This window comes from Sphingobacterium yanglingense, assembly GCF_004363245.1.
GTDB lineage: Bacteria > Bacteroidota > Bacteroidia > Sphingobacteriales > Sphingobacteriaceae > Sphingobacterium > Sphingobacterium yanglingense.
In genome coordinates, this window is sequence record NZ_SNYV01000001.1 from 104,048 (window position 1) to 129,959 (window position 25,912).

General features: G+C 41.3%; 22 protein-coding genes. 19 read left to right on the top strand and 3 right to left on the bottom strand.

All coding sequences use genetic code 11. From position 1 onward, the window contains the following. Position 1 precedes the first annotated feature (1 nt). From murD to CLV99_RS00470, 8 genes are all read left to right on the top strand, one after another. Positions 2 to 1,375: a UDP-N-acetylmuramoyl-L-alanine--D-glutamate ligase gene (gene murD, locus CLV99_RS00435; protein ID WP_133582517.1), complete on the top strand. Its 1,374-nt coding sequence runs from the start codon at positions 2 to 4 to the stop codon at positions 1,373 to 1,375. Positions 1,376 to 1,476: 101 nt separating this feature from the next. Then, positions 1,477 to 2,670 (top strand): FtsW/RodA/SpoVE family cell cycle protein, encoded by a 1,194-nt coding sequence (locus CLV99_RS00440; protein WP_133582518.1) that lies wholly within the window; start codon positions 1,477 to 1,479, stop codon positions 2,668 to 2,670. A gap of 115 nt (positions 2,671 to 2,785) precedes the next feature. Then, the gene (murG, locus tag CLV99_RS00445) at positions 2,786 to 3,886 is read left to right on the top strand and encodes an undecaprenyldiphospho-muramoylpentapeptide beta-N-acetylglucosaminyltransferase (protein WP_133582519.1); all 1,101 of its coding nucleotides are present in this window, start codon (positions 2,786 to 2,788) and stop codon (positions 3,884 to 3,886) included. Between the two features lie 5 nt (positions 3,887 to 3,891). After that, positions 3,892 to 5,244 (top strand): UDP-N-acetylmuramate--L-alanine ligase, encoded by a 1,353-nt coding sequence (gene murC, locus CLV99_RS00450; RefSeq protein ID WP_133582520.1) that lies wholly within the window; start codon positions 3,892 to 3,894, stop codon positions 5,242 to 5,244. 1 nt (position 5,245) lies between these two features. Beyond that, positions 5,246 to 6,064 carry a cell division protein FtsQ/DivIB gene (locus tag CLV99_RS00455; RefSeq protein WP_133582521.1) on the top strand — a complete coding sequence of 273 codons (819 nt, stop codon included), beginning with the start codon at positions 5,246 to 5,248 and terminating at the stop codon, positions 6,062 to 6,064. Positions 6,065 to 6,087: 23 nt separating this feature from the next. Further along, complete coding sequence (ftsA, locus tag CLV99_RS00460; protein WP_133582522.1) at positions 6,088 to 7,452, top strand: cell division protein FtsA; 1,365 nt, start codon at positions 6,088 to 6,090, stop codon at positions 7,450 to 7,452. Between the two features lie 130 nt (positions 7,453 to 7,582). Then, positions 7,583 to 9,295 (top strand): cell division protein FtsZ, encoded by a 1,713-nt coding sequence (ftsZ, locus tag CLV99_RS00465; RefSeq protein ID WP_133582523.1) that lies wholly within the window; start codon positions 7,583 to 7,585, stop codon positions 9,293 to 9,295. Positions 9,296 to 9,437: 142 nt separating this feature from the next. Beyond that, a complete protein-coding gene (locus CLV99_RS00470) occupies positions 9,438 to 9,623 on the top strand; it encodes a histone H1 (protein ID WP_211348370.1) in 186 nt (61 codons plus the stop codon). A gap of 56 nt (positions 9,624 to 9,679) precedes the next feature. Here the strand turns inward: CLV99_RS00470 and CLV99_RS00475 are convergent, their stop codons facing one another. Continuing rightward, positions 9,680 to 10,321, bottom strand: coding sequence for a response regulator (locus CLV99_RS00475; RefSeq protein ID WP_133582524.1), 642 nt, complete (start codon positions 10,319 to 10,321; stop codon positions 9,680 to 9,682). A gap of 202 nt (positions 10,322 to 10,523) precedes the next feature. On the opposite strand from CLV99_RS00475, the gene mscL reads away from it, so the two are divergent. From mscL to tsaB, 5 genes are all read left to right on the top strand, one after another. After that, the gene (gene mscL / locus CLV99_RS00480) at positions 10,524 to 10,931 is read left to right on the top strand and encodes a large-conductance mechanosensitive channel protein MscL (protein WP_133582525.1); all 408 of its coding nucleotides are present in this window, start codon (positions 10,524 to 10,526) and stop codon (positions 10,929 to 10,931) included. 136 nt (positions 10,932 to 11,067) lie between these two features. Further along, positions 11,068 to 11,226, top strand: coding sequence for a 50S ribosomal protein L34 (gene rpmH / locus CLV99_RS00485; protein WP_081643199.1), 159 nt, complete (start codon positions 11,068 to 11,070; stop codon positions 11,224 to 11,226). 57 nt (positions 11,227 to 11,283) lie between these two features. Continuing rightward, positions 11,284 to 11,673: a ribonuclease P protein component gene (gene rnpA, locus CLV99_RS00490; protein WP_133582526.1), complete on the top strand. Its 390-nt coding sequence runs from the start codon at positions 11,284 to 11,286 to the stop codon at positions 11,671 to 11,673. Further along, positions 11,657 to 11,908: a membrane protein insertion efficiency factor YidD gene (yidD, locus tag CLV99_RS00495; RefSeq protein WP_021071404.1), complete on the top strand. Its 252-nt coding sequence runs from the start codon at positions 11,657 to 11,659 to the stop codon at positions 11,906 to 11,908. The genes rnpA and yidD overlap by 17 nt, the downstream gene beginning before the upstream one ends. A 30-nt stretch (positions 11,909 to 11,938) precedes the next feature. Next, positions 11,939 to 12,631, top strand: coding sequence for a tRNA (adenosine(37)-N6)-threonylcarbamoyltransferase complex dimerization subunit type 1 TsaB (gene tsaB / locus CLV99_RS00500; RefSeq protein ID WP_133582527.1), 693 nt, complete (start codon positions 11,939 to 11,941; stop codon positions 12,629 to 12,631). A 2-nt stretch (positions 12,632 to 12,633) separates the two neighbouring features. Here the strand turns inward: tsaB and CLV99_RS00505 are convergent, their stop codons facing one another. Together CLV99_RS00505 and CLV99_RS00510 are read right to left on the bottom strand one after the other, a co-directional pair. After that, positions 12,634 to 13,539 carry a magnesium transporter CorA family protein gene (locus tag CLV99_RS00505; RefSeq protein WP_133582528.1) on the bottom strand — a complete coding sequence of 302 codons (906 nt, stop codon included), beginning with the start codon at positions 13,537 to 13,539 and terminating at the stop codon, positions 12,634 to 12,636. 157 nt (positions 13,540 to 13,696) lie between these two features. Beyond that, positions 13,697 to 14,314: an OmpH family outer membrane protein gene (locus tag CLV99_RS00510; protein ID WP_133582529.1), complete on the bottom strand. Its 618-nt coding sequence runs from the start codon at positions 14,312 to 14,314 to the stop codon at positions 13,697 to 13,699. Positions 14,315 to 14,586: 272 nt separating this feature from the next. Here CLV99_RS00510 and gyrB point away from each other — a divergent pair, with 272 nt between their 5' ends. The 6 genes from gyrB to CLV99_RS00540 all read left to right on the top strand — a co-directional run bounded on the left by gyrB (position 14,587) and on the right by CLV99_RS00540 (position 25,856). Then, positions 14,587 to 16,545, top strand: a complete 1,959-nt coding sequence (gyrB, locus tag CLV99_RS00515; RefSeq protein ID WP_133582530.1) for a DNA topoisomerase (ATP-hydrolyzing) subunit B — start codon at positions 14,587 to 14,589, stop codon at positions 16,543 to 16,545. Between the two features lie 205 nt (positions 16,546 to 16,750). Beyond that, positions 16,751 to 17,509: a hypothetical protein gene (locus CLV99_RS00520; protein WP_133582531.1), complete on the top strand. Its 759-nt coding sequence runs from the start codon at positions 16,751 to 16,753 to the stop codon at positions 17,507 to 17,509. Beyond that, positions 17,499 to 19,544, top strand: a complete 2,046-nt coding sequence (locus CLV99_RS00525) for a ComEA family DNA-binding protein (RefSeq protein ID WP_133582532.1) — start codon at positions 17,499 to 17,501, stop codon at positions 19,542 to 19,544. The genes CLV99_RS00520 and CLV99_RS00525 overlap by 11 nt, the downstream gene beginning before the upstream one ends. Continuing rightward, entirely contained in the window at positions 19,532 to 21,625 is a 2,094-nt protein-coding gene (locus CLV99_RS00530) for a ComEC/Rec2 family competence protein (RefSeq protein ID WP_133582533.1), read from the top strand. Before CLV99_RS00525 ends, CLV99_RS00530 begins: the two co-directional genes overlap by 13 nt. Positions 21,626 to 21,628: 3 nt before the next feature. Next, the gene (locus CLV99_RS00535; RefSeq protein WP_133582534.1) at positions 21,629 to 23,527 is read left to right on the top strand and encodes a RecQ family ATP-dependent DNA helicase; all 1,899 of its coding nucleotides are present in this window, start codon (positions 21,629 to 21,631) and stop codon (positions 23,525 to 23,527) included. A gap of 100 nt (positions 23,528 to 23,627) precedes the next feature. Continuing rightward, complete coding sequence (locus CLV99_RS00540; RefSeq protein WP_133582535.1) at positions 23,628 to 25,856, top strand: sodium-translocating pyrophosphatase; 2,229 nt, start codon at positions 23,628 to 23,630, stop codon at positions 25,854 to 25,856. The last annotated feature ends 56 nt before the right edge of the window (positions 25,857 to 25,912 follow it).

A 25,912-nucleotide genomic window follows, 5' to 3' on the forward strand; every position in this document is an offset into this window, starting at 1 on the left:
GATGGCAAATATTGCAGATACATATTATCCACAGCAAGGTCGCTTAGTAATTCTGGGAGCAGGAGAGAGCGGTGTTGGAGCTGCTATCCTTGGTAAGGATAAGGGGTTTGATGTATTCGTGTCCGACCTTGGGGTGATAGCTGCATCTTATCAGAAGCAGTTGCAAGATGAAGGAATCGCTTTTGAGAGCGGTCAGCACACTGAGGCAGCTATTTTGAATGCAGATGTGGTTGTCAAGAGCCCAGGTATTCCGGAAAAAGCGCCCTTAATAAAAAAGCTGAGAGAAGCTGGTATTCCACTTATCTCGGAAATCGAATTTGCGGCACAGTATACCGATGCACGGTTAATCTGTATTACAGGGTCAAACGGGAAGTCGACTACGACGATGTTGACTCACTATATGTTGGAGAAGGCAGGCCTTAATGTGGGCTTGGCGGGCAATATCGGAAAAAGTTTCGCTCTACAGGTGGCGCGTGCAGATTTTGATGTTTACGTCTTGGAGATATCGAGTTTTATGCTGGACGATATGTATCATTTTAGAGCCGATGTGGCTGTATTGTTGAATATCACTCCAGACCATTTGGATCGCTACGATTACAAGATGGAAAACTATGTGAACTCGAAGTTCAGGGTGATTCAAAATCAAACGGCTAACGATTTCTTTATCTACTGTAGCGATGATGAAGAGACCGTCAAAGCGCTGCCGAGATTTGATATAAAAGCAATGATGCTACCTATGACACAGGAAGATGTGGTGTCGAAAGGTGCATATTTAAACGAGAAGAAAGATTTAATAATTAACATACCTAATAGAGAGATATTTGCGATGAATATTGAAGAGTTATCATTACAGGGAAGACACAACGTGTACAATAATATGGCGTCAGGTTTGGTCGCTAAAGTACAAGAGTTGCGCAATCAGACGATGAAGGAGAGTATGGGCTCTTATGTCAATATACCGCACCGATTGGAGCATGTGGCATTTATAGGAGGTGTCAATTATATCAATGATTCCAAAGCTACCAACGTGAATTCGGTATGGTACGCGTTGGAGAGTTTTTCGCCAGATATCGTTCTTCTGTTAGGAGGGGTGGATAAAGGAAATGATTATGATATGTTGCGCGATTTAGTGAAGCAAAAAGTTAAAGCGATTATCTGTATAGGTAAGGATACCTCACGCATCCATGATGCATTTGAAGATGAGGTAGACGTAATTGTAAACAGTGCTTCAATGGATGATGCTGTACAGATCGCATCGCATCTTGCTAAAAAGGGAGATACGGTATTGTTATCACCTGCTTGCGCAAGTTTTGATTGGTTTAAAAATTACGAAGAACGAGGAGATAAATTTAAAGATGCTGTAATGGCGTTGTAGGTTGGGTAGTTAACAAGTGAACAAGTTACCAAGGTTTTGAATTGTCAAGACAACTTGATAACAGGATCATCTGATAACTCGATAACAGAGGAAAAAAGATAATGGAACAGATATTTGCAAAGCTAAAAGGAGACAAGTGGATCTGGATTATCGTGATAATTCTATCAGGGTGGTCTTTGCTTGCTGTTTATAGTTCTGTAGGTACGTTGGCTTATAAAGAAGGAAAAGGGACGGAGCTGTATCTGTTTAAACATTTTTCTATTGTAGCAGTGGGTTTGCTTTTGATGTATTTGTCCCATAAGTTGGATTACAAATGGTACGCGGGTATTTCGAAGATACTGATGGTTATTACAATCCCTTTACTGTTATATACGTTGATTTTCGGTAGTTCAGTGAATGAGGCATCGCGATGGGTTACGATTCCGGTTATCAATCAGACATTTCAGACTTCGGATTTGGCCAAACTGGCTTTGATTACTTTTTTGGCCCGTATGTTATCCCGTAAGCAAGAGGAGATTAAGGATGTCAAGAAATCTTTTGTCCCTATTATGGGGGCGGTGTGTGTGGTGTTTGTTTTGATTGCCTGGGCCAACTTGTCTACAGCAGTAATGCTTTTCGGAACCAGCGTTCTTTTGTTGTTGATTGGTCGTATTTCGTTTAAGCAGATTGCTTTGGTTACGGCCGGTGTAGCAGTATTGGGGATAATAGTAATTTCAATAGGTCCACGTCGGGCTACTTATTTCAGCCGTATTGAAGGATTCTTTAAGACGGAGGAAGTACACGAAACGAATGTTCCTTTTCAAGAGGATAAAAACTATCAGGCGAATAATGCGAAAATCGCTATTGCGACAGGTGGAGTATTTGGTAAAGGTCCAGGAAATAGCGTGCAACGTAACGTATTACCGCACCCTTATTCGGATTTCATATTCGCGATTATAATTGAAGAATATGGTACGATGGGTGGTGTGATTCTGTTGTTCTTGTATTTGGCTTTGATGTACCGTTGCATTCGTATCGTAACGATGAGTCCACGTGCATTCGGGGCATTTTTGGCCGCAGGTTTAGGGTTTAGCCTAACAATACAGGCTCTTGCAAATATGGCGGTGGCTGTAGGGTTGGGGCCGGTGACAGGAGTTCCGCTTCCACTAGTAAGTATGGGGGGGACATCCATTTTGTTTACGTCAGTGGCACTAGGGATTATTCTGTCTGTGAGTAGGAATATTGAAGAATTAAAAGGTAAGGAAGAATTGGATGAGGTGATAAAACCTAAAAGGGTTGTCGTCGGGTCAATTTGATTATTAAGTTAATAAGGTTACAAGGTTATATAGTTATAAGGTTATAAAGTTAAGAAGGGGAGAGTTACGGGATTAAAATCTCCTATCTCAATACTCATTACTAAATACGAATAAAATGGCGCATAAAGTAATTATCAGTGGTGGCGGTACAGGAGGGCATATCTTTCCTGCGATAGCAATTGCTAATGCTTTGCGTCGTATTGAGCCCGATGTTGAAATCCTATTTGTTGGAGCTGAAGGAAAGATGGAGATGGAGAAAGTGCCAGCCGCAGGTTATACGATCATAGGTCTGAATATCCAAGGGTTCAACCGTTCGTCTTTGCTGAAAAATCTGTCTTTGCCCTTTAAGATGCTGGATAGTTTGTTGAAGGCGAGAAAAATTATTAAGGATTTTAAAGCGGACGTTGCCGTAGGTGTCGGTGGTTATGCTTCCGGCCCGTTGTTGATGATGGCAAATATGATGGGGGTACCTACGTTGATCCAGGAACAGAATTCGTTTGCTGGAAAAACAAACAAGAGCCTAGGCAAGAAAGCTAAGAAAGTCTGTGTTGCCTATGAGGGTATGGAGCAGTTCTTTGCAAAAGAAAAGGTGTTATTGACCGGAAATCCTATTCGTCGTGCGTCGGTAGATATTGAAGGTAAAAAGGGGGAGGCTTTGGTCGATTTCGGTTTAGAAGCGGGCAAGAAAACTATTTTGGTGACGGGGGGAAGCCTAGGAGCGGGGACGCTCAATGACTGCGTGAAGAATAATATTGATAAGTTGAATGCTGCAGGTGTACAGGTTATCTGGCAATGCGGGGGATACTATGTGGATAAGTTGACAGCCGAGCTTGGTGGGAAACTTCCCAATAGCATTAAAATGTCTGCTTTCTTACAGAGGATGGACTATGCATATGCGGCGGCTGATCTGATAGTGGCCCGTGCGGGAGCAGGTACAATCTCTGAACTATGTGTGGTGGGCAAGCCTGTGATTCTGGTGCCGTCGCCTAATGTGGCCGAGGACCATCAGACAAAAAATGCGATGGCACTGGTAAATAGAGACGCTGCAGTGATGGTGAAGGATGTGGAAGCGAGAGATGTGCTGGTGGATAAAATATTGGAATTATTGAATGATGCGCCTGCGGCGGAGACGTTGGGGCAGAATATAGAAAAAATGGCCTTGTTGGATGCCGATGAGGTGATTGCAAGAGAGGTGTTGAAATTAATCAAGAAATAGGGGATATGAACATTGATCAGATAAAGAAAGTTTATTTAATCGGTATCGGTGGTATCGGGATGAGCGGTCTGGCACGTTATTTTCATAAACTCGGCTGTGAGGTGAGTGGATATGATAGAACGGAGACTGAGCTAACCAAGGCTTTGGCTAAGGAAGGTATTCCTGTGGTGTATGAAGATGACGTCACTACAATCGATGCATCCTTTTCAGCACCATCGGAACAAGCATTGGTGATCTATACGCCGGCGGTTCCTAAGGAGTTGAAGATAAAGAACTATTTTCTGGATAAAGGCTTTGAGCTTTTTAAACGCTCACAGGTCTTGGGGATTATCAGTGCTAACCGCTTTACTATCGGAGTAGCTGGTACGCATGGTAAGACAACGACCTCAACCATGATTGCCCATATTTTGAAAGATTCGGGTTATGATTGTTCTGCATTCTTAGGAGGCATAAGTTCAAACTATGATACGAATGTGCTTTTTGGAGCAAATAATGTAGTGGTGGTCGAAGCAGATGAATACGATCGTTCGTTTTTGACGCTACATCCGGATATCGCTATCGTGACCTCTGCAGATGCGGATCACTTGGATATCTATGGGGATGAATCGCATTTGATTGAATCATTTGAGATGTACCTGGATCGGGTGGTAGACGGTGGAAAACGGATTGTAAAAAAGGGCTTGCCTTTTAAAGGAGACATTAGCTATTCGCAGCATACTGAAGCGGATGCTTATGCTAAAAATATACATGTTAAAGACGGTCAGTTTTATTTTGACTATGTGAGTGATGAAGTCACAATAGCGAACATTCTTTTGGGTATAGCGGGGCTTCATAATGTGGAAAATGCTGTAGCTGCGATTACGGTAGCGCGGCTGTTGAAGATTGAGGACCAAAAAATCGTAGCGGCACTGGCTAATTTTAAAGGAGCAAAGCGACGGTTTGAATTTATCGTTAGGAATGAAAAGCATATTTACATTGATGACTATGCGCATCATCCCGAGGAGTTAAGGGCTTTTTTGAGCTCTATGCGTAAACTGTATCCTGAGAAAAAATTGACGGTTGTATTCCAGCCACATTTATTCACCCGTACGCGCGATTTTATAGATGGATTTGCAGAGGTATTGGGTATGGCCGATGAGTTGTTACTTATGGAAATATATCCTGCACGGGAATTACCTATTGAAGGAGTGACTTCATCGTGGTTGTTGGAAAAGGTCGACTTGTCGAACAAGCGCGTGGTGAGCCCGCAGGAAGTTTTGGAGATCGCTAGGGATGAACAGCCTGAATTATTGGTAACTGTAGGGGCAGGAGATATCGACCGACTGGTGAAACCACTGAAGGAATTATTGGAGAGATAGTATGAGAAATATCAGATGGAGCATGGTTTTTTACGTTTTCTTAGGTCTAGTGATCTTTGTAGGCTTAGCTATGCTTATGAGTCTGGTATCGAAGAAGGATAGCCAACAACTATGTAAAGAGTTGAAAGTAGTTGTGGAGGGTAAGGAAACATTTATCGACCAGCAGGATATTTCGAAGATGATCGACCAGAAATTCGGGTCGGTTGTCGGAAAAGATTTGGCAGGTATAAAAGTACAACAGATCGAAGAAGCCATCGAAATGTTGCCTTATGTATCCAATGCGGAGGTGCATTTGGATATGGACGGGACCATGCAGGTTACAGTGCAGCAACGCGAAGTCGTATTGCGCGTGATCAACAAAGCCGGACGTGAGTACTATGTGGATCGCTTGGGCAAGAAAGTCCCGGTGACATTGAAATATGTGCCACACGTGATGGTCGCAAATGGTAATATCAGTGAAGGATATAAGCAGCCACTAGAGATGGTTGAGTCCAAGTTAGTACAGGATTTGGTGCGTATTGCAGGACATGTACGGGGCGATAATCTTTGGGAGAACCAAATTGTACAGATTTTTGTCAATGAACAGCGGGATATCGAATTGATTCCACGCGTAGGGCGAGAAGTCTTGGTGATCGGCTCAGCAGATTCTCTAGATTATAAGTTGAGAAGGCTAGAGGTGTATTACAAGAATATTCTGCCTAAGGTAGGCAGTGAGGCCTATGAAAAAGTGAACGTCAAGTATGGCGGTCAGATCATCTGTGAACGCAGGGGGAACTGGTTTATCGACAGTTTGCAGATGAAAATAAATATGAAAAATTAACAATACAGCATAAAATACAGCATATGAAACCAAGAATTACAGACATTGAAAGAGAGAATCCAATCATCGTAGGATTGGATATCGGTACAACAAAGATTTGTGTTACTGTAGGGAGACGCAGTGGTTCGAATAAAATTGAGTTGTTGGGCGTTGGTAAAGCCGAATCTGCAGGAGTAAACCGTGGCGTGGTCGCTAATATTCAAAAGACTGTGTTCAGTATCAGGGAAGCAGTTTCCTCGGCTGAAGGACAGTCCAATGTGGATATTAAGGTCGTGAATATCGGTATTGCAGGTCAGCACATCAAAAGCATCCAACATCGCGGTATTTTGACCAAAAGCGATGATGATGAAATAGGTAGAATCGATGTAGAACGATTGATTTCGGATATGTATAAATTGGTTCTTCCTCCGGGAGAAGAGATTATCCATGTCTTGCCTCAGGAGTTTACAATCGATAATGAACCAGGTATCAAAGAACCTATCGGAATGGCAGGGCGTCGTATGGAAGCAAACTTCCATATCATCTCTGGACGGGTTACGGATATTAAAAACATCAAGAAGTGTGTTGATAATGCTGATCTTGAAGTTTCATCCCTGGTGTTGGAGCCTTTAGCATCTTCCGAAGCTGTATTGGATGATGAAGAAAAAATGGCTGGTGTTGTTCTTGTTGATATTGGTGGAGGTACTACCGACGTGGCTATTTTCCACGAGGGTATCATCCGTCATACTGCTGTAATTCCATTAGGAGGTAATATTGTAACTGAAGATATTCGTCAAGGTTGTGCTGTACTTAGAAACCAGGCGGAGCAGTTAAAAGTGAGATACGGATCATCATTGGCGGATGAGAATAAAGAGAATGAGGTAATCTGTGTTCCGGGAATCCGTGGACGTGACTCGAAAGAGATATCGGTCAAAAATTTGGCTTATATCATTCAGGCGCGTATGGAGGAAATCATTGAACACGTATACTACGAAATTAAATCTTCTGGATATGAGGATAAGCTGATCGCAGGTATTGTTATTACAGGTGGGGGAGCACAGTTGAAGCATTTGGTGCAGTTGGTTGAGTATATCACGGGAATAGATTGCCGTATCGGTTATCCAAATGAGTACCTGGCAAAAACGGATATGTTGAACAAGCAGACATTTGAGGAAATGAAGAGCCCAATGTACGCTACAAGTATTGGTCTTTTGATTAAAGGTATACAGATCTTGGAGGATGAGGAAGCTGCAAATCACGAAATGGCGAGCAGAAAGACCGAAAAGGTGCAGGTAAAAGAGATTGCAGAGAAGCAAAGCAAAAAGGAGAGCTGGTTTACGAAAATTATTTCAGAGTTCATTCGCGACAATCAAGAGATTGATGATGACACCTTTATAGGTAAGAAATAATTTTCAACACAACGTAGTTTTTTCCACATTTTAACAATTGTGGAAAACTGTTGTTAATAATTTGGTATTATTACATTCGAATTGTTGAGTTTCGTTTTGATCGCTTGGCAGTTCATAAAAATAGGATATTATGTCGATACAATTTGAAATGTTAAAGGAGCAATCATCTATAATCAAGGTTATAGGTGTAGGTGGTGGCGGTGGTAATGCCGTCAATCACATGTACAAGCAAGGGATTAGTGGTGTAGATTTTATTGTGTGCAACACAGATGCGCAAGCGCTGGAGTTGAGCCCAATTCCTAACAAAGTACAATTGGGAGCTAGTCTTACAGAGGGAATGGGAGCTGGTGCAGATCCTGACGTGGGTGAGAACTCTGCTATCGAAAGTATCGACGATATCAAGAGAATGTTAGGCCCCAACACAAAGATGTTGTTTATTACTGCTGGAATGGGTGGTGGTACCGGTACCGGTGCTAGTCCTGTCTTGGCTAAAGCAGCAAAGGAGATGGGAATCCTTACAGTCGCGATTATTACTACTCCTTTTACATTCGAAGGTAAGAAACGTCGTTCGCAAGCGGAAGAAGGCTTAAGTGAACTTCGTAAATATGTGGATTCGTATCTTGTAATTTCTAATGATCGTCTACGCGAAATCTTTGGAAATTTGACGATGACTGCAGCATTTGCGAAGGCGGATGATATATTAACTACTGCTGCAAAAGGTATTGCCGAAATCATCACTATTCCAGGTTATGTCAACGTCGATTTTAAAGACGTTCGTACCGTTATGAATGATAGTGGTGTGGCTATTATGGGTAACCATGTGGCTTCTGGAGAAGATAGAGCGATCAAAGCTGTAACAGGAGCATTAGCTTCTCCGTTACTTAAAGATAATGAGATAGAAGGTGCACGTTATATTCTTTTAAATATTACTTCTGGAAAGACGGAAGTAACTATGGACGAGGTAGCTATCGTTACAGATTTCATTCAGGAAAAGGCAGGTTTGACTGCTGACTTGATTTGGGGTAACTGTATTGACGAAGCATTGGAAGATAGTCTGTCGGTAACTATTATCGCTACAGGATTCCAAACTTCGGAAGAGCGTATCAAAGAGAAAGAGCAAGAGAAAGTAGCATTGCCGCTTACTCCAGAGCCGACACCTTCTTTTGTTAAACCTGTAGGACAGAATCAATTTACTGAGCGTCCATCGGAAGCGAGAGTAGATAGCTATATAAAGCCTGTAGTGCCTACAGTTGCTAATAGCATGGAGCAGCCTGTTGTTAGTAAGCCACAAGCAGACTTGTTCTCAGCTCCATCTAAATCTGCTGGATTTACGAATGCTTCGGTTCAGGCTGAGCCGCAGATAGTCCGTCATACATTGGATGTACAGGATGATTTTGTGGAAGAAAAAGAAGAAAACCATGGTTTCGAGTTGAAGACTTCGCCTTCTGTGTTTGAATTTAAGTTGCCAACTGTATTTGACGCCTATGAAGAGAAGGTTGATGAAGAGGTGGCTAGCCAAGTGAATAACATTGTAACTTCCTCTATACCTACGACACATGTAGGTGGTTCTACTGTAAAAGTGGAAGAAGAAGTTAACTTCGAAGATCAGTTGTTAAAGACAAAAGAACGCATCTTAAGACTTAAGGAATTAAGTATGAAGTTGAAGTCTTCGAATGGATTGGCCGAGTTGGAAAACGAGCCTGCTTACAAAAGAAAACAAAAGACATTGGACGATGTGCCTCATTCGGCTGATTCTCAGGTGTCACGATTCACCTTATCTTTTGATGAAGGTGTGACGGAGATTCGTTCTAATAATTCGTTTTTACACGATAATGTAGATTAATCAGAGCGCTTTTTTTATTGCTGTATAGAAAGGTCGGCTGTCTAAGACAGCCGACCTTTTGCTTTGCGTATTTTGTTTTGTGTTATAAAGATGCTATTTTAGGAATAAATCTAAAATCTATAAATTTATAAATCAGTAAATTATGGCAAGTATTAACAAATTTGAAGAGTTGAAAGCTTTAGTACACGGGTTGGAATCTGAAGCGGAAAAGTTTTATACCAAGGGCAATGGAGCTGCTGGGACGCGACTCCGTAAGGGGCTTCAGGAGCTAAAGACACTATCACAAGATCTGCGATTGGGTATACAGGATCTAAAAAATAAGAAATAAGCGAGGCTTAATGACATCGTGGAGGGAAGGATGTCTTTCCCTTCACGATGCATAAATTAGTCCTTAGCGTGGAGTTTAAATAACTCGATAAGGTCTGGTATATTGTTGACCGCTAATTTTTCAAAAATCCTACTTTTGTAGGTGCTTACAGTCGATGAGCTTAATGCCAAGAGGTTAGATACTTCGAGTATGCCATGACCTTCTATAAGGTGTTTTGCGACATCCATCTCCCTGTTGGATAGTTTATTCAACGGATTGACCCGATCCATTGAAGATTTTGTGCTTGTCAGTTTTTGTACGTACAGATCCTTTACTTCATTGGACATATACTTACCTCGGTCTTTAATGCTTTGAATAGCATTGGCCAGCTCTTCCATAGCGGTATTTTTGTTGAGATAACCTGCGGCCCCTGCTTCAATATAACGTAAGGCATAGATGTTCTCGTCGTAAGAAGAGAAAACTAGGATTTTTAGATCCTGCTGAAAGTTGAGTATTTCGCCGATTACTTTTATATTATTACCTCCGGGCATATTAATGTCTAAAAGCAATAAATCGAATTTTTCAAATTTAAGATGATCATAGACCTCTTTTATCGTGACTGCATTAGTTATAGAAACATCTTTGAATTTTTCGTTAATCACTACGGCAGCCCCTAATCTGACTATGCTGTGGTCATCTGCGATGAGTATCTTTTTCATAAAAAGGGATGTGCGTTTTATATTTAACAACTATTTAGTGTGAGCTTGAATAGGTGATTGCTACTTGCAAACATACGAAATAATCATTTATATATTTAGATTGTTCACATTAATTAATAATAAAAAACTTGCACATATTGTCGTATTTTTGATTATTATCATTATAATTGTATGTATATAGAAAAACAAAAATTAAATAATTATGGGGTTTTTAAAAGAGTTTAAAGAATTTGCAATGCGCGGTAGCGTGTTAGATCTAGCTGTCGGTGTTGTGATCGGTGGTGCATTTGGTAAAATCGTTACTTCTTTGGTGGACGATGTTATTATGCCTCCGATCGGCTTTATCACAGGAGGGGTGGATTTCAGTAATTTAAAGTATGTGATTACGGAAGCTGATGCGACTACTGGTGTAGCAGAGGTTGCTATCAAATATGGTAACTTCGCGAATGTGATTATACAGTTTTTGATTATTGCATTCTGTATTTTTCTAGTGATTAAAGGAATTAATTCTTTTAATAAGAAAGAAGAGGCTGCTCCAGCTGCTCCGCCAGCGCCATCTAAAGAAGAGGTTCTACTTTCTGAAATCAGAGACATTTTGAAAAATAAATAGGCTAACCAGATAAAGAGTTCTGTTACACTAAACTTTTTGATTTTAGTCCTTGTTAGTTTAGAAATAATACAGTACTTTTGCATTCCTATTAAGGATAATTACAGGTTAGAATATTAAAAAAATATAATAAAGCGTCATGAAAAGAACATTTCAGCCTTCGCAAAGAAAAAGAAGAAACAAACACGGTTTTAGAGAGCGTATGAGCACAGCTAATGGTAGAAGAGTATTAGCGTCTCGTAGAGCTAAAGGAAGAAAACGTCTTAGTGTTTCTGACGAGTATCGCCACAAAGGCTAATACTTTTTTTAGCGCCGGTGACTTTAACTGTGCCGTTCCGGCCTTTTCTGTCATCGTATGAAAAAAACATTTAAAAAGGAAGAACGACTATGTAATAAGAGCTTACTAAATAAGCTCTTCCATAGTGGTTCTTCTTTTGTTGTATACCCTTTTCGGATGGTATATACGGAGGTAGCGCTAGAGAAAGTGCAATCTCCAGTCAGTGTCGTTATCTCTGTATCAAAACGCAGATTCAAGGCGGCACCTGATCGTAATCGTATTAAGCGTTTGATTCGGGAAGCCTACCGACAGCAAAAATCTATCGCACTTTACCCTTTCATGGAGTCTAAATCTTCGGGCCTGTTGCTCGCGATACAGTACGTAGGAAAGGAAGAAGTGCCCTTTGCTACGGTTTGGACAAAAATGGAAAAAGCACTAGCACAGTTGATCAATGAAAATAATCAATAGTATCGGTTTGTTTGCGGTGAAGATTTTGCAAGGAATCTTTTTGTTGATTATACGATTTTATCAGCTTTTTATCTCTCCATTACTAGGTGCAAACTGTAGGTATACCCCGACTTGTTCGCAATACGGTAAAGAGGCTATCCTTAAATATGGTCCTTTTAAAGGCGGTTGGTTAGCAATCAAGCGTATCGCCAGTTGTAATCCTTGGGGAGGACATGGTCATGATCCTGTACCCTAAATTTAACCTGTTTTCAGAAAGTATTATTCTATGCGTAACTATATATTGCAAATCGACACAGCAACAGAGGTTTGCTCGGTCTCTATCGGTACGGAGGGGAAGCTCTTGGCCGAGCTTACAGCAGAGGAGAAGAATATGCATGCTTCGGGGCTTACTGTTTGTATTGATAGATTGTTGAAAAGTGTATCATTGGATTATGCTGATCTGTCTGCTGTGGCGGTGAGTATGGGGCCTGGTTCTTATACAGGGCTTAGAATTGGGGTGTCTACGGCAAAAGGATTGTGTTATGCATTGGATATACCATTGCTTGGTGTGAATACCTTAGAAAGCATGTACGAAGGGTATATTGCAAAGCGGGCGGGAGAAGACAATCTTGTTTATATTCCGATGTTGGATGCGAGGCGGATGGAAGTGTATATGGCGGCATTTGATGAGCAGAAGAATTGTTTGCAAAAAACGGAGGCCGTTATAGTCGATGTAAATACGTTTGATGTTTTTGCTCCTAAAAATGTCGTGCTTTTCGGGTCAGGTGCAAATAAGTTACAAGAGCTGTTCGAAGGTAATGTGCAGGTGCAAATAGATAGAGAATACCAACATTCGTCATCCTATTTAAGTACGATTGCGTTTCGTAAATTTCAGAGTAAGGAGGGTGAAGACCTGATTTATTTTGAGCCGTTCTATCTTAAAGAGTTTGTGGCGACGGTGTCTAAGAAGCTTATTTAAACCTATAACCATCTTTTTCGTTTGAACCAGTAATAGATCAGTACGGAGAGTAGGGCCATGATGATCAATATACCTGCGTAGCCGTATTCCCACTCCAGCTCGGGCATGTTCTCGAAATTCATTCCATAGACTCCGACAATAAATGTCAATGGCATGAAGAATACGGATATAATGGTCAACGTCCGCATGATTTCGTTAGTGTGGTTGGACTCGATATTGAAGTAGATGTTCAATAACTGGGAGGTGTTTTCGGAGATGTTGCGAAAGAGTGTACTGGTTCTTGAAAACAAATCCCTTAAGTCCTGTGTGTAGATATTTTTATACTCCGGCATATGGAAATAATCAACAATATCTTTGTAAAGAGTGAGTACACTGCGGATGACATCAATCTGCCTTTTGATATAGTATAGTTTCTTTAAAAACGGCTTTCTTCGATGGTGCAGAAAAACAATCTCTTCGTATTCATCAAGCTGCATGGCCATTTTTCCTAGGACTAGGTCTTCAAATGTTTTGAGCGTATCCGATACCAAAGCATTGACTAGTGTTTTGCTGGATTGTAGTCTTCTGTGGGAGCGCTCGATTGTTTTAAGACGTTCGAGGAAATCGATTTGATTCCGGTGCACGGTGATTACGACACTTTCATTGTAAAATAGGGATATCCGATCGGTGACTTCGACTAAGGAGTCTGATTCTTCATCAAATTTATTCGGAATTGATCGTAGTATAAGGAAATGGTAGTTTTCGAATTCTTCTATTTTTGGAAGATGTCCAGTTTCCAAACAATCTTTTATAGAAGCATCATTGAGTTTGTATTTTTCCTTCAGTTCCGCGAAATCTTCTATTTTTGGATTGGATATGTCGATCCATTCAAAACTGCTTTCAGGGTGCTGGAGGATATATGTTACCATAAGAGGTTGCTTTAATTTGCCATTAAAGTAGTCATATTGGTTTATATTATCAAGGATGAATAAGTTACCATTAACTTAAAACCTTCAATTTATTAAAAATAAAAGAGGGATTCAAACCAAGTTTGAATCCCTCTTTTATTTTATAGCTGATTTTTGATTATTTCTTTTCAGCTGGTTTCTTTGCGCTGTATTCTTTGTTCAACGCTTCAACCACTTCTTTAGTGATATCTAATTTAGAATCTGCGTAGATTACTGCAGGATTTGTTTTAGAATACGTCAATACGAACTGATATCCTTTTTCTTCAGCATGCTTTTTCAGGTACTCTGTAATCGCGTTATAGACCGCATTGAATTCTGTAGCTTCGTCTTGTGCTAGGGATTGAGAAGCGTTCTGATCTAATCTTCCTAACTCATCTTGTTTACGCGCTAATTTTTCTTCTGTAGCTTGGCGCTCAGAGGCACTCATTGTAGCTGCTTTTTGCTGATATTCTGCAACTTCTCTTTGGAATGCTTGTCCTTTAGATTGTAAGTCCGTTTGGGCTTTCTTTACTTTAGCTTCAAGTTTAGATTTGATGTCCTTGAAGTATACATATTTTTCAGAAAGTGTATCTGAGTTTACATAGACAATTTTCTCTTGAATTTTTGCTGGAGAGGTAGCTGTGCTATCATTTTTAGAAGCTGGCGTATTGGACGCATTTTGATTACAAGATGTAATCGATGCTGCTAGTATTAATCCTAAAGTAACTTTTGATAAGTTTGCTAAAATTCTATTCATTATTTTGTCTATTTTGATCTTTTTTTATGCTTCTGTTTAAACGTTCAATCGGACTTTCTTCTTAAGATGAGGGGCTTGTGGGCCAATGTCTTTTATGTCCTTTTCTCGTTGAAAAAACAAACCTACTATAAAAAAATTACAAATCCATCTTTTTCGCTTTTTTGTCCGCAAAAAAAGAATTTTTAAGGCCATTTTACCGCTGTGAGCACTTGCTTAAGTGCCTAATTTTTATTAACTTTGAGAGTTAATTTTTTCTGTTATTAATATATTACATGAGCGAAGAAAAAAAGAATCCTACAACGTATTCAGCTGATAATATCCAGGTATTAGAGGGGTTAGAAGCGGTACGTAAACGTCCATCCATGTATATTGGGGACACAGGCCCCAAGGGTTTACACCATTTAGTTTACGAGGTTGTTGATAACTCTATCGATGAGGCTGTTGCAGGTTACTGTAATGATATCCATGTAACTATCCATAAGGACAACTCAATTTCTGTAAAAGATAACGGTAGGGGTATTCCGACTGGTATAAATAAAAAGGAAAATAAATCCGCATTGGAGCTCGTCATGACGGTGTTGCACGCCGGTGGTAAGTTTGATAAGGATACGTACAAAGTATCTGGAGGACTTCACGGTGTGGGGGTATCCTGTGTGAACGCTTTGTCTATACACCTGAAAGCTGAAGTACATCGCGAAGGAAAAGTATTCAACCAAGAATATGAAAAGGGAAAACCGATGTATGATGTTAAAGAAGTTGGTACTTCGGATGTTACAGGTACTATCGTAACATTTTCTCCGGATCCAGAGATCTTTACACAGACTACTGTTTATAACTATGATACATTAGCTAACCGTCTACGTGAGCTTGCTTTCTTGAATAAAGGAATCACCCTTACGTTGTTGGACGAACGCGAAACCAATGAAGATGGTACAGAGAAGAAGAATGTATTTTTATCTGAGGGCGGACTTCAAGAGTTTGTCAAGTTTTTGGACGGTAATCGTACTTCCTTAATTCCTGATCCAATTTATTTGGAAGGTATTAAGCAAGGGATTCCGGTCGAATTGGCTTTCCAATACAACGATACGTATTCTGAGAATGTGCATTCTTATGTCAATAATATCAATACGATAGAGGGGGGGACACACGTCGCTGGATTTCGTAGAGGTCTGACGCGTATTTTGAAGAAATATGCAGATGAGTCTGGGCTATTGAAGAATTCAAAAGTTGAGGTGACTGGGGATGACTTTAGAGAGGGATTGACAGCTGTTATATCTGTAAAAGTTGCGGAGCCCCAGTTTGAAGGTCAGACTAAGACGAAGCTAGGGAATACTGAGGTCATGGGAGCAGTAGATGTTGCTGTGGGAGAGATCTTAGGCGTATACTTGGAAGAGAACCCAAGAGAAGCTAAAGTTATCGTGCAAAAAGTAATCATAGCCGCTCAAGCTAGGGCCGCGGCGCGTAAAGCACGTGAACTCGTACAACGTAAGACGGTGATGAGTGGATCTGGGCTTCCTGGAAAATTGGCTGACTGTTCAAGTAATGACCCTGCTTTATGTGAGATTTTCTTTGTCGAGGGAGACTCTGCGGGTGGAACGGCCAAACAAGGACGTGATCGTAATTATCAAGCTATCATGCCACTACGCGGTAAAATCCTGAACGTAGAGAAGGCTATGGAGCATAAGATTTACGAAAGTGAAGAAATCAAGAATATGTTTACGGCCTTGGGGGTGTCTGTTGGTACAGAGGAGGATCCTAAAGCATTGAATACGGCTAAACTACGGTATCACAAGATCATTATCATGACGGATGCGGACGTCGACGGTAGCCACATTGCTACCTTGATTCTGACATTCTATTTCCGTTATATGCGCCAATTGATCGAGAAAGGTTATATCTATATCGCTACTCCACCATTGTATTTGGTCAAAAAAGGGAAGGAGTCGGAGTATGCTTGGACAGAAGACCAACGTTTAGCTGCGATACAGCGTCTGAAAGGTACTGGTAAAGAAGATTCTGTACACGTACAGCGTTATAAGGGACTTGGAGAGATGAACGCAGAGCAGCTATGGGAAACAACAATGAACCCAGAGAAGCGTACTCTACGTCAGGTAACGATAGAGAATGCAGCAGAATCTGACCGTGTATTCTCTATGTTGATGGGTGACGAAGTGGCTCCGCGAAGAGAGTTTATAGAAAGAAATGCAAAATATGCAAAGATAGATACCTAACGGAATCTTGTCATTATATGGAGAGCCAGATAGTTTACTATCTGGCTTTTTTTGTGTCAATCGGCTAGCCGGAACTCTCTGTTTAAAAGAGTTGAATTGTATATCATTTTTTTATTGTGGAATTGTTTTTGTAAATTGGTGACAACCAATTATTTACACTATGAAGTCAAGTGTGATATTATTTTTGATGTTTCTTTGCATAAACGTGTGTTCGCAAGAATTTTATGGAGCCCCTATGCAGGGCATGGCGAATACAGGATTGGCGGTGCCTTCGGTCTATGGTCTAACTGCCAATGCAGCGGTAATCGGCCAATTACGACGGCCTCGTATTGGAGTAGGGTATCAACCCCATTTTTTAACAAATGATATCCGGGCGCAGGCACTATTAGCTGCTTTGCCTTTAGGACGGATCAACGCCTTAGGTCTTGCTGTTAATAACTATGGATTGAAAGCAACTTCCTCTCTATTGACGCTGAGGGCAATTTATGTGCGGACATTTGGTAATGTTTTCTCTACGTCGGTATCAACGAACTATCATCAATATCATGTTAAAGGCTATGGGGGAGATAATACGCTTTCTTTGGATTTAGGGGCGCATCTTAATGTCAGTAACTCACTGTCTCTCGGTTTGTTGCTCCGCAATGTTACTGCTTCCCGATTTGACGATACGATAGATCAATACGTTACGCGGGAGGTTGGAGCAGGATTGTTGTTCAACATATCTAAAGAAGTCTTGTTTACGGCTGATGTTTATTATAATGCGTTTCGTGAAATAGATCCTCGATTTGGAATTGCTTATCATATCGATGACCTAATTATTTTAAGAGGTGGGGCAACGTTGGTGCCTATGCAGTATTTTACGGGAATCGGAATGACCTTGGGAAAATTGTTATGTGATATTTCTTCGTCTTTCCATACGCGGTTGGGAGCTTCTCCTCAGTTATCCTTGGCTTATGGTTTTTAGACTTGTATTTTTTGTGGTGACGTTGGGTTTGTTGCCTGATCGCACTCTGGCACAAGAGGAGGAGGTTGCGGAACTTCTTTTGGAACAGCTTCATGAAGAATTGGGAGAAGATGTAGATATCAGTGAGATTTCGGAGAAATTAAATTATTATTTAAAGAAGCCTTTAAATCTCAATACTGCAAGTGAAGCCGAACTTAGTTCACTTTTTTTCCTATCACCTCAGCAGATCGATAACTTGATTTTTCATCGGACCAAATCTGGTGAATTTATTAATATACTGGAGCTTCAGGCTATCAAAGGATTTAATACCGAAACGATTCAACGTATACTTCCATTCGTTTATATTGCTACGCCAACTTCTTTTAAGGCGTTGAACTTTAGAACGATTATGGACAAAGATGAGCACATGGTGATGATGCGTTATGGCCGTAATCTAGAACGAGCAAAGGGATATGAGATACAGGATGAGGATAAAAATAGGTATTTGGGAGATGCGAATCGCTATGCGCTTCGATACCGTTGGAATTATGACAATCAGATTCGAATAGCTATTAACATGGAAAAGGATGCAGGTGAACCTTTTTTGAAGGAAAAGCAACGTTACGGATTTGATTTTTATTCGGGACATATTGAGGTGAGGGCATTAAGTAAGCATGTTAAAAAGCTCGTCATAGGTGACTATGCACTCCAGTTTGGGCAAGGGCTTATTTCGTGGAATGGCTTGAGTTTTGGCAAGGGGGCTTGGATAGGCAGTGTGGCTCGGCAAGGGCTGGGGCTCGTGCCGTATTCTTCGATGAATGAAAGCAATTTTCAACGAGGGATAGCCGCCGCTGTCGAACGAGGGGCGTTTACATGGATTCCCTTCGTTGCTTACAATCGGCTCTCAGGAAAAGTCGAAGAACTGGATGGGAATCGCCTTATCACTAGGATAAGCCATTCTGGACTGCATCGTACCCCCACAGAGCAGATCTATAGAAGAGCAATTGGACAAGTCGCATATGGTAGTCATGTGATGTATAGGTATGGGAGGTTGAAGGTTGGTCTTACCTATATGGGATCGACATACGATGGACTAAAAATAAGAGGCGAGGATCTACGTCAAAGGTTTGATTTTCAGGGGACGAGTCTGCACCTAATAGGGGCTAACTACAATTACACTTTTCGGAACTATTATTTTTTTGGTGAGACAGCTTATAGTTTTGGGGGAGGTTGGGCTACCAATAATGGGGTCATAGCCAGTCTACATTCCAAGCTATCCTTATTTGCTAATTATAGGAATTATCAACGAGATTATTATAGTATCTATGGACAGTCTTTAGGTGAGGGAAGCCAAGTCGCTAATGAAAAAGGGGTATATACAGGAGTGGTTTATCACCCTAGTAGAAAGGTGGAGTGGGGCAATTATGTCGATGTTTTTCAATTTCCTTGGTTACGCTACCGTGTTGACGCACCGAGTGCAGGCGTAGATTTATTGAGTCAATTTACCTACACCTGGTACAAAGTCGGAAAGTTGACATTTCGTTATCGGCATCGTCTCCGGCAAGAAAATGTCAATCTAGAGGGGCGGCATACCAATATGTTGGCAGATGTGGATAGAAACCAATTTCGTGTTGATTTTCAATACAAGTTGAGCGATAGTTGGCGCATACGCTCAAGAGCTGAAGCGATGCTTTTTGCTAAAGAGATTGCAGCTAAAAGTAAGGGATTCCTGTTTTATCAGGATGCTTTTTGGCAGCTAAGACAGCCTAGACTACAATTTAATTATAGAATGGCCTATTTCGATACAGAGGGCTATGATTCCAGAATTTATGCTTATGAAAATAATGTGCTTTACGCATCCGGTTTTCCAATGTACTATGATAAAGGTCTTCGTAGTTACCTTAATATACGATATAAGATTCTCAAAAATCTAGATTTTTGGGCACGGTATGCAATAACCTATTACTTTGATCGTGGTGATATCGGATCGGGCTTAGATTTAATTGCGGGGAAGAGAAAAACGGATGTAAACGTACAGGTTCGATGGCAATGGTAAAAGATAATATCCTTGGCTTAGAGTTGGGCAAGGTACCTATGCTTAGGCCGTTCTTGTTCTTTGCTATAGGTGTATGCATTGCGTATTATAGCAGTCTTGATTTCTTCCCTTTTTGGACCTTTTTATTAATTTTTTTATTCGTTTTGCAGCTCCTGGCTTTTCAGAGGCGGAGATTGGATGGGGGGAGAGTGCTGTTTGCAGTTGCTTTTTATGCTATGTGGATGGTACTCGGCATCACATTGACCGTACGGACTATGCCCTCCTATCAACCTTATCATTTTTCAAATATCAAGGGAGATGGTTTTTTAATTGTGATCGATGATGAGCCTCAGACCAAAGGAAAAACACTCCGGTTTCCTGTTGTAGTGAAAGCCGTGATGCGCGACGAGGGTAAGATTCATACCGTAGGTAAGATGATGGTGACTATAGGATTGGATTCCGTATCGAGATTGCATGTTAAATATGGCGATCTTTTACACGTTCCGAACCGTTCTCAAGAGATACCACCTCCTACTAATCCCAAAATGTTTAACTATAAAGGCTATTTGAAAAGCAAAGATATTTGGTTTCAGTGCTTTGTTCCAGAAAAGCTGGTGAAAAAGGTAGATACTGGGAAGGGGAACCCGATCTTAGCAAAAGCGTTGTTGTTGCGGGAACGGATGATGGCTAAGTTTTCACGATATGTAGACGATCCCTATGCTTTTCAATTGGCTGTGGCGTTAATTTTTGGGTATCGCTCTGAGATGGATGAACGCATGGTAAATGCCTTCACGAATACGGGGACTGTACACATATTGAGTGTTTCGGGATTACATGTAGCGCTAGTTTTCGGACTATTAATGCTGTTGTTGAAATGGGTGGATTATTTTCCTAATGGATCTCATTTGCGTAGTATTATCATTATAGGGATGGTATGGGGATATGTTGTTCTTACAGGAATGAGCCCTCCGATACTTCGGGCAGGGATTATGATTACATTTTTTATTCTGTCTTTAGCTGTAAATAGACAACAGGTAACACTGAATACGTTATTTGCATCAGCTCTGTTTATAGTGCTGTTTATGCCTAAAAGCTTGTTTGATGTCGGATTCCAACTATCTTATCTGGCCGTTTTAGGAATAGTATTATTGCATCCTCTGCTAAAAAAGCTGTATCTACCCAAGAATAGATGGGGACGGTTGCTCGTGGAGTATACTTATATCTCCATTGTAGCCCAGTTGTTTACATTACCTGTCGTGTTATATTATTTTGGGCAGTTTCCTACTTATTTTATTCCAGCAAATTTATTTATAGCTCTTCCCAGTACAGGTATCATGTATCTTGGTGTAGTTCTGGCTTTATGTCCATTCGCTAGTATCAACGCTTATGTAGGCATGCTTTTACAGGAATTATTACATTTTTCTGTCTATGGTTTGCAGTATTTAGAGAGATTGCCGAAGGCTGTTCTGAAAGGGATTGTTTGGAGTGATATACAGGTCATCTTGGTTTTGTTAATGTTGTTATTGATGGTTTGGTCGTGGAATTTTAAGAGTAAAAGAGCACTTTTTATTGGGATGGTAGTATTTGTGCTTTTTTCGGTAACGAGCAGTGTCGCCTATATAAGGCGACTGGAATACAGTGGATATCGCATTTATAATGTTCGTTCAGATTTGGCTATAGCACAGATCAAAAAGGGAAAAGTGATGTTGTATTGTACTTTTGATTCCTTGACGCATCGTGATAGTCGCTTTGCGATCCTTCCGGATCTAGAGCGTTTTTCTCCACAAGAGGAGATTGAATATAGGAAATTACCATCCATGGGACGGCAAAATTATACGTTGTCAATAGGTGGGAAAAAAATACTGATTTTAGAGACGCTGCTTCCTGATACTTTGACAGGAGTTGATATAGTCATTTGGCGAAAAAACAGCAAGAATACAATTGAGGATATCAGACATAGGTTTCGAGCTTCTCCATTGATTCTGATCGATGGGAGTAATTCTGATAACGCTATTAGAATTCTTCAGGCGGATAAAACTATTCTTGAGGAGCAGATGTATATACTCAAAAATAATTTTGCTTATGTTTGGGATGAAGAATAAAATATGGTTGAAAATAGTCTTTCTATATTAAAGCAGTATTGGGGATATGATAGCTTCCGGCCTTTACAGGAAGATATTGTCGATTCTGTCCTTAAAGGTCGGGATACCCTTGCTCTAATGCCCACAGGAGGGGGGAAGTCAATTTGTTTTCAGGTGCCAGGACTGTTGCAGGAAGGTATCTGTGTCGTGATCAGTCCGTTGATTGCATTGATGAAGGACCAGGTAGAGCAGCTCCGTAGTCGTGGAATAGAAGCGATAGCTATTTATTCTGGGATGGGATATCGTGAAGTGGATATTGCACTGGACAATTGTATTTTTGGAAAGACGAAATTCCTTTATTTAGCACCCGAGCGTTTATATTCTGATTTGGTGAGAGAACGTCTTCGTTATATGAAAGTCAATCTCTGGGCTATCGATGAAGCGCACTGTATCTCACAATGGGGATATGACTTTCGACCTTCTTATCTGCAGATTGCAACGCTTCGCGAATTGCATCCGAAAGTTCCTTTTCTAGCGTTGACGGCAACAGCGACGCCAGATGTGGTGGTCGATATTCAGGAGAAATTAGGATTTACAACGCCAAATGTTTTACAGCGCAGCTTTGCACGGACCAATTTAGGGTATATGGCACTGGAGGAGGAGAATAAGATGGGGCGTATGCTACGTATCGTGAAGAAGGTCGGCGGAACTGGGGTTGTCTATGTACGGAATCGAAGAGAGACGCAGGAGGTTGCCCGTTTCTTACTGAATCATGGCGTGCCAGCCGATTATTATCACGCTGGTATTGGTATGAAAGAGCGTGCCATAAAGCAGGATGCCTGGTTTTCGAACAAGACCCGGGTTATCGTCGCGACAAATGCTTTTGGTATGGGAATCGATAAGTCTGATGTTCGATTCGTTATCCACTTGGACATACCTGACTCTTTGGAGGCCTATTATCAGGAGGCGGGGCGGGCCGGGCGAGATGATAAGAAGGCATTTCCGGTACTGCTGTATCAGCGGAGTGATAGGGATAAACTGTGGACAAGTCTGGAAAATAGTTTTCCAGAGATTACCTTTATTCAGCAGGTTTATCATTATTTGGCAAATCATTATCAGATTGCCTATGGCGCAGGGAAAGGAAGTTTTTTTGATTTTGATATTGTCGAGTTCAGTAAAAAATATGGATTGGATCTGCTGCAGACTTTGAGTGCACTAAAGTTCTTAGAGCGTGACGGATGGCTGGTATTATCAGAAGCAGTCTATATACCTTCTCGGTTAAAATTTGAAATAGATTTTCAGGAACTGTATAAATTCCAGGTTCAGTCGGCTAAATATGATCCTATAATCAAAGCGGTGCTACGTACTTATGGGGGTGTCTTTGACTTTTATGTACCTATCAATGAATACGAATTTGCAAAAAAGCTGAAACTGCCCTATGAGGTGATTGTAGAACTGTTGCAGGGGTTGGAGAAACAACAGATTGCATCCTATTTAAAAAGTACGGACAAACCTCAACTTCAATTTTTACAAAGCCGGGTGGATTATAAAAATCTGTACATTGATGCTGACTTTCTCCGTGAGCGGAGGCAGATTCGCGAGCAACAGGTTAAAGCGCTATACCAGTATTTGGATGAAAAAACATGTCGTAGCCAGGCACTATTATCCTACTTTGGTGAATTGGGATCCGATGTCTGTGGAGTCTGTGATCTGTGCCTGACACGGGATTTTAAAGCAGTACAGGCAGAGAAAATAGAACAGGAAATACGGGTTCTATTGCTGGAGAAGCCTTTGGGATTACACGAACTAGTTGATGCAATTCCTGTTGCGGACGAAAGCAAACGGATCCAGGTATTACGTGGATTAGTTGATTTGGGCAAGGTTGAAGAACGTAATTCCCAATTTTACTGGCTTACAAATTAATCTCTTTTTTTAGTAGAAGGGTCTCAAAAAGAAAGTGTTAAAGGTTTTTTGTTGTCAGAAAAAAATGATAGCTTTAACTAGTAACCAAAATAAACAGTTTATGGAGAACCTTATCATTTACCTACCAGCAGCCCTTGCTGTGCTCGGTTTATTATTTATGCTATCCAAGTCAAGTTGGGTAAAAAAGCAAGATTCGGGTGAACACCGAATGCAAGCCATTTCAAAGAGCATTCAAGAGGGGGCAATGGCCTTTCTGAAAGCGGAGTATCGTATTCTTTTAATTTTTGTGATTATAGCTTCGCTCGCCCTATTTTTTGTTTCTACCTTGGTAGAGACTACCCATTGGATTATTGTAGTCGCTTTTGTGTTTGGTGCTTTCTTTTCGGCATTGGCCGGAAATATCGGCATGCGTATCGCGACTAGTGCGAATGTCCGCACTACACAGGCTGCCCGTAGTAGCCTGCCACAGGCTTTAAAAGTTTCCTTTTCGGGAGGGACTGTGATGGGGCTGGGGGTTGCTGGATTGGCTGTTTTGGGATTGAACATCTTCTTCCTGTTATTCGTCAAAATGTTTGTATCTGGAAATGGTAGCTTTTATAGCGAAATGACGGTAGTATTGGAGGCATTGGCAGGATTCTCATTAGGAGCAGAATCAATCGCTTTATTTGCGCGTGTTGGTGGAGGTATCTATACGAAGGCAGCCGATGTGGGCGCTGATTTGGTCGGTAAGGTCGAAGCAGGTATCCCTGAGGATGACCCGCGTAATCCAGCAACAATAGCAGATAATGTAGGAGATAATGTGGGAGACGTGGCCGGAATGGGGGCCGATCTTTTTGGATCTTATGTAGCGACGGTGCTGGCTTCTATGGTATTAGGCAATTATGTGGTCAAAGATATGAGTGAAGCATCAGGAACAGTATATACGGATGCGTTTCAAGGAATGGGGCCGATTTTACTGCCTATTGTGATTGCCGGAGTCGGCATACTGGCTTCAATCATCGGTACATTCTTTGTGAAAGTATCGAGCAACGATGCTAAGGAAGCCCAAGTGCAGAAGGCGCTGAATATGGGCAATTGGACCTCTATTATTCTGACAGTTGTGGCTTGTTTTTTCTTGATTCAGTACATGCTTCCGGAGGTGATAAAGATGAATTTTTTTGGTGAGGGCTTGAAAGATATACCTCGAATGAATATTTTCTATGCAACGTTGGTGGGGTTAGCTGTTGGAGGATTGATTTCTGCTTTTACGGAGTACTATACTGGATTGGGGAAGAAACCTGTTCTTAATATTGTGCAGAATTCATCAACGGGAGCGGGAACTAATATTATCGCTGGTCTAGCTACGGGGATGATATCGACCTTTTCGTCGGTCTTATTATTTGCTTTTGCTATCTGGGGGTCTTATGCGCTAGCTGGATTCTATGGAGTCGCTATTGCAGCTTCTGCGATGATGGCTACTACAGCGATGCAACTTGCTATTGATGCCTTCGGTCCTATTGCTGACAATGCAGGGGGGATTGCCGAAATGAGCGAGTTGCCAAAAGAGGTCCGTCAACGTACCGATGTGCTGGATTCGGTCGGTAATACAACTGCGGCAGTAGGGAAAGGGTTTGCTATTGCTTCTGCAGCCTTGACTGCTCTTGCTTTATTTGCGGCCTATGTCACCTTTACGGGAATAGATGGTATCAATATCTTTAAGGCGGATGTGCTCGCGGCTCTCTTTATCGGTGGTATGGTACCTGTGGTGTTTTCGGCGTTAGCGATGCAATCTGTAGGTAAGGCAGCGATGGATATGGTCAACGAGGTACGTCGGCAGTTTCGTGAAATACCAGGGATATTGGAGGGGACAGGTAAGCCGGAGTATGATAAATGTGTGGAGATCTCGACCAAAGCAGCGCTACGCGAAATGATGTTGCCTGGGGCTTTAACTATTATCACCCCGATTCTGGTTGGTTTTATTATGGGACCTGAAGCATTGGGTGCCTATATGGCAGGAGTGGCTGTGTCGGGCGTATTATGGGCTATATTTCAGAATAATGCTGGAGGAGCATGGGATAATGCGAAGAAGTCGTTTGAAGCAGGGGTAGAAATAAATGGTGAGATGACCTATAAGGGGTCGGAGGCACATAAAGCGGCTGTAACGGGAGATACAGTAGGAGATCCTTTTAAAGATACATCGGGCCCCTCTATGAATATCTTAATCAAACTTACTTGTTTGGTAGGTTTGGTCATAGCACCAATACTCGGGGGGCACAGCCTGACATCGGCCAAGAAGGATAAGGAAGTGCCTAAAGAAAAGGTTGTCTCGATAGATATAAAAAATACATAACTTGAGTCTGTTTACTAAAAAGGGGCGCCAACTGTGTTTGTTGAGCGCCCCTTTTT

Coding starts and splice junctions, on each gene's coding strand:
- murD (WP_133582517.1), top strand. CDS start 2: ATGGCAAATATTGCAGATACATATTATCCACAGCAAGGTCGCTTAGTA.
- CLV99_RS00440 (WP_133582518.1), top strand. CDS start 1,477: ATGGAACAGATATTTGCAAAGCTAAAAGGAGACAAGTGGATCTGGATT.
- murG (WP_133582519.1), top strand. CDS start 2,786: ATGGCGCATAAAGTAATTATCAGTGGTGGCGGTACAGGAGGGCATATC.
- murC (WP_133582520.1), top strand. CDS start 3,892: ATGAACATTGATCAGATAAAGAAAGTTTATTTAATCGGTATCGGTGGT.
- CLV99_RS00455 (WP_133582521.1), top strand. CDS start 5,246: ATGAGAAATATCAGATGGAGCATGGTTTTTTACGTTTTCTTAGGTCTA.
- ftsA (WP_133582522.1), top strand. CDS start 6,088: ATGAAACCAAGAATTACAGACATTGAAAGAGAGAATCCAATCATCGTA.
- ftsZ (WP_133582523.1), top strand. CDS start 7,583: ATGTCGATACAATTTGAAATGTTAAAGGAGCAATCATCTATAATCAAG.
- CLV99_RS00470 (WP_211348370.1), top strand. CDS start 9,438: ATGGCAAGTATTAACAAATTTGAAGAGTTGAAAGCTTTAGTACACGGG.
- CLV99_RS00475 (WP_133582524.1), bottom strand. CDS start 10,321: ATGAAAAAGATACTCATCGCAGATGACCACAGCATAGTCAGATTAGGG.
- mscL (WP_133582525.1), top strand. CDS start 10,524: ATGGGGTTTTTAAAAGAGTTTAAAGAATTTGCAATGCGCGGTAGCGTG.
- rpmH (WP_081643199.1), top strand. CDS start 11,068: ATGAAAAGAACATTTCAGCCTTCGCAAAGAAAAAGAAGAAACAAACAC.
- rnpA (WP_133582526.1), top strand. CDS start 11,284: ATGAAAAAAACATTTAAAAAGGAAGAACGACTATGTAATAAGAGCTTA.
- yidD (WP_021071404.1), top strand. CDS start 11,657: ATGAAAATAATCAATAGTATCGGTTTGTTTGCGGTGAAGATTTTGCAA.
- tsaB (WP_133582527.1), top strand. CDS start 11,939: ATGCGTAACTATATATTGCAAATCGACACAGCAACAGAGGTTTGCTCG.
- CLV99_RS00505 (WP_133582528.1), bottom strand. CDS start 13,539: ATGGTAACATATATCCTCCAGCACCCTGAAAGCAGTTTTGAATGGATC.
- CLV99_RS00510 (WP_133582529.1), bottom strand. CDS start 14,314: ATGAATAGAATTTTAGCAAACTTATCAAAAGTTACTTTAGGATTAATA.
- gyrB (WP_133582530.1), top strand. CDS start 14,587: ATGAGCGAAGAAAAAAAGAATCCTACAACGTATTCAGCTGATAATATC.
- CLV99_RS00525 (WP_133582532.1), top strand. CDS start 17,499: ATGGTTTTTAGACTTGTATTTTTTGTGGTGACGTTGGGTTTGTTGCCT.
- CLV99_RS00530 (WP_133582533.1), top strand. CDS start 19,532: ATGGCAATGGTAAAAGATAATATCCTTGGCTTAGAGTTGGGCAAGGTA.
- CLV99_RS00535 (WP_133582534.1), top strand. CDS start 21,629: ATGGTTGAAAATAGTCTTTCTATATTAAAGCAGTATTGGGGATATGAT.
- CLV99_RS00540 (WP_133582535.1), top strand. CDS start 23,628: ATGGAGAACCTTATCATTTACCTACCAGCAGCCCTTGCTGTGCTCGGT.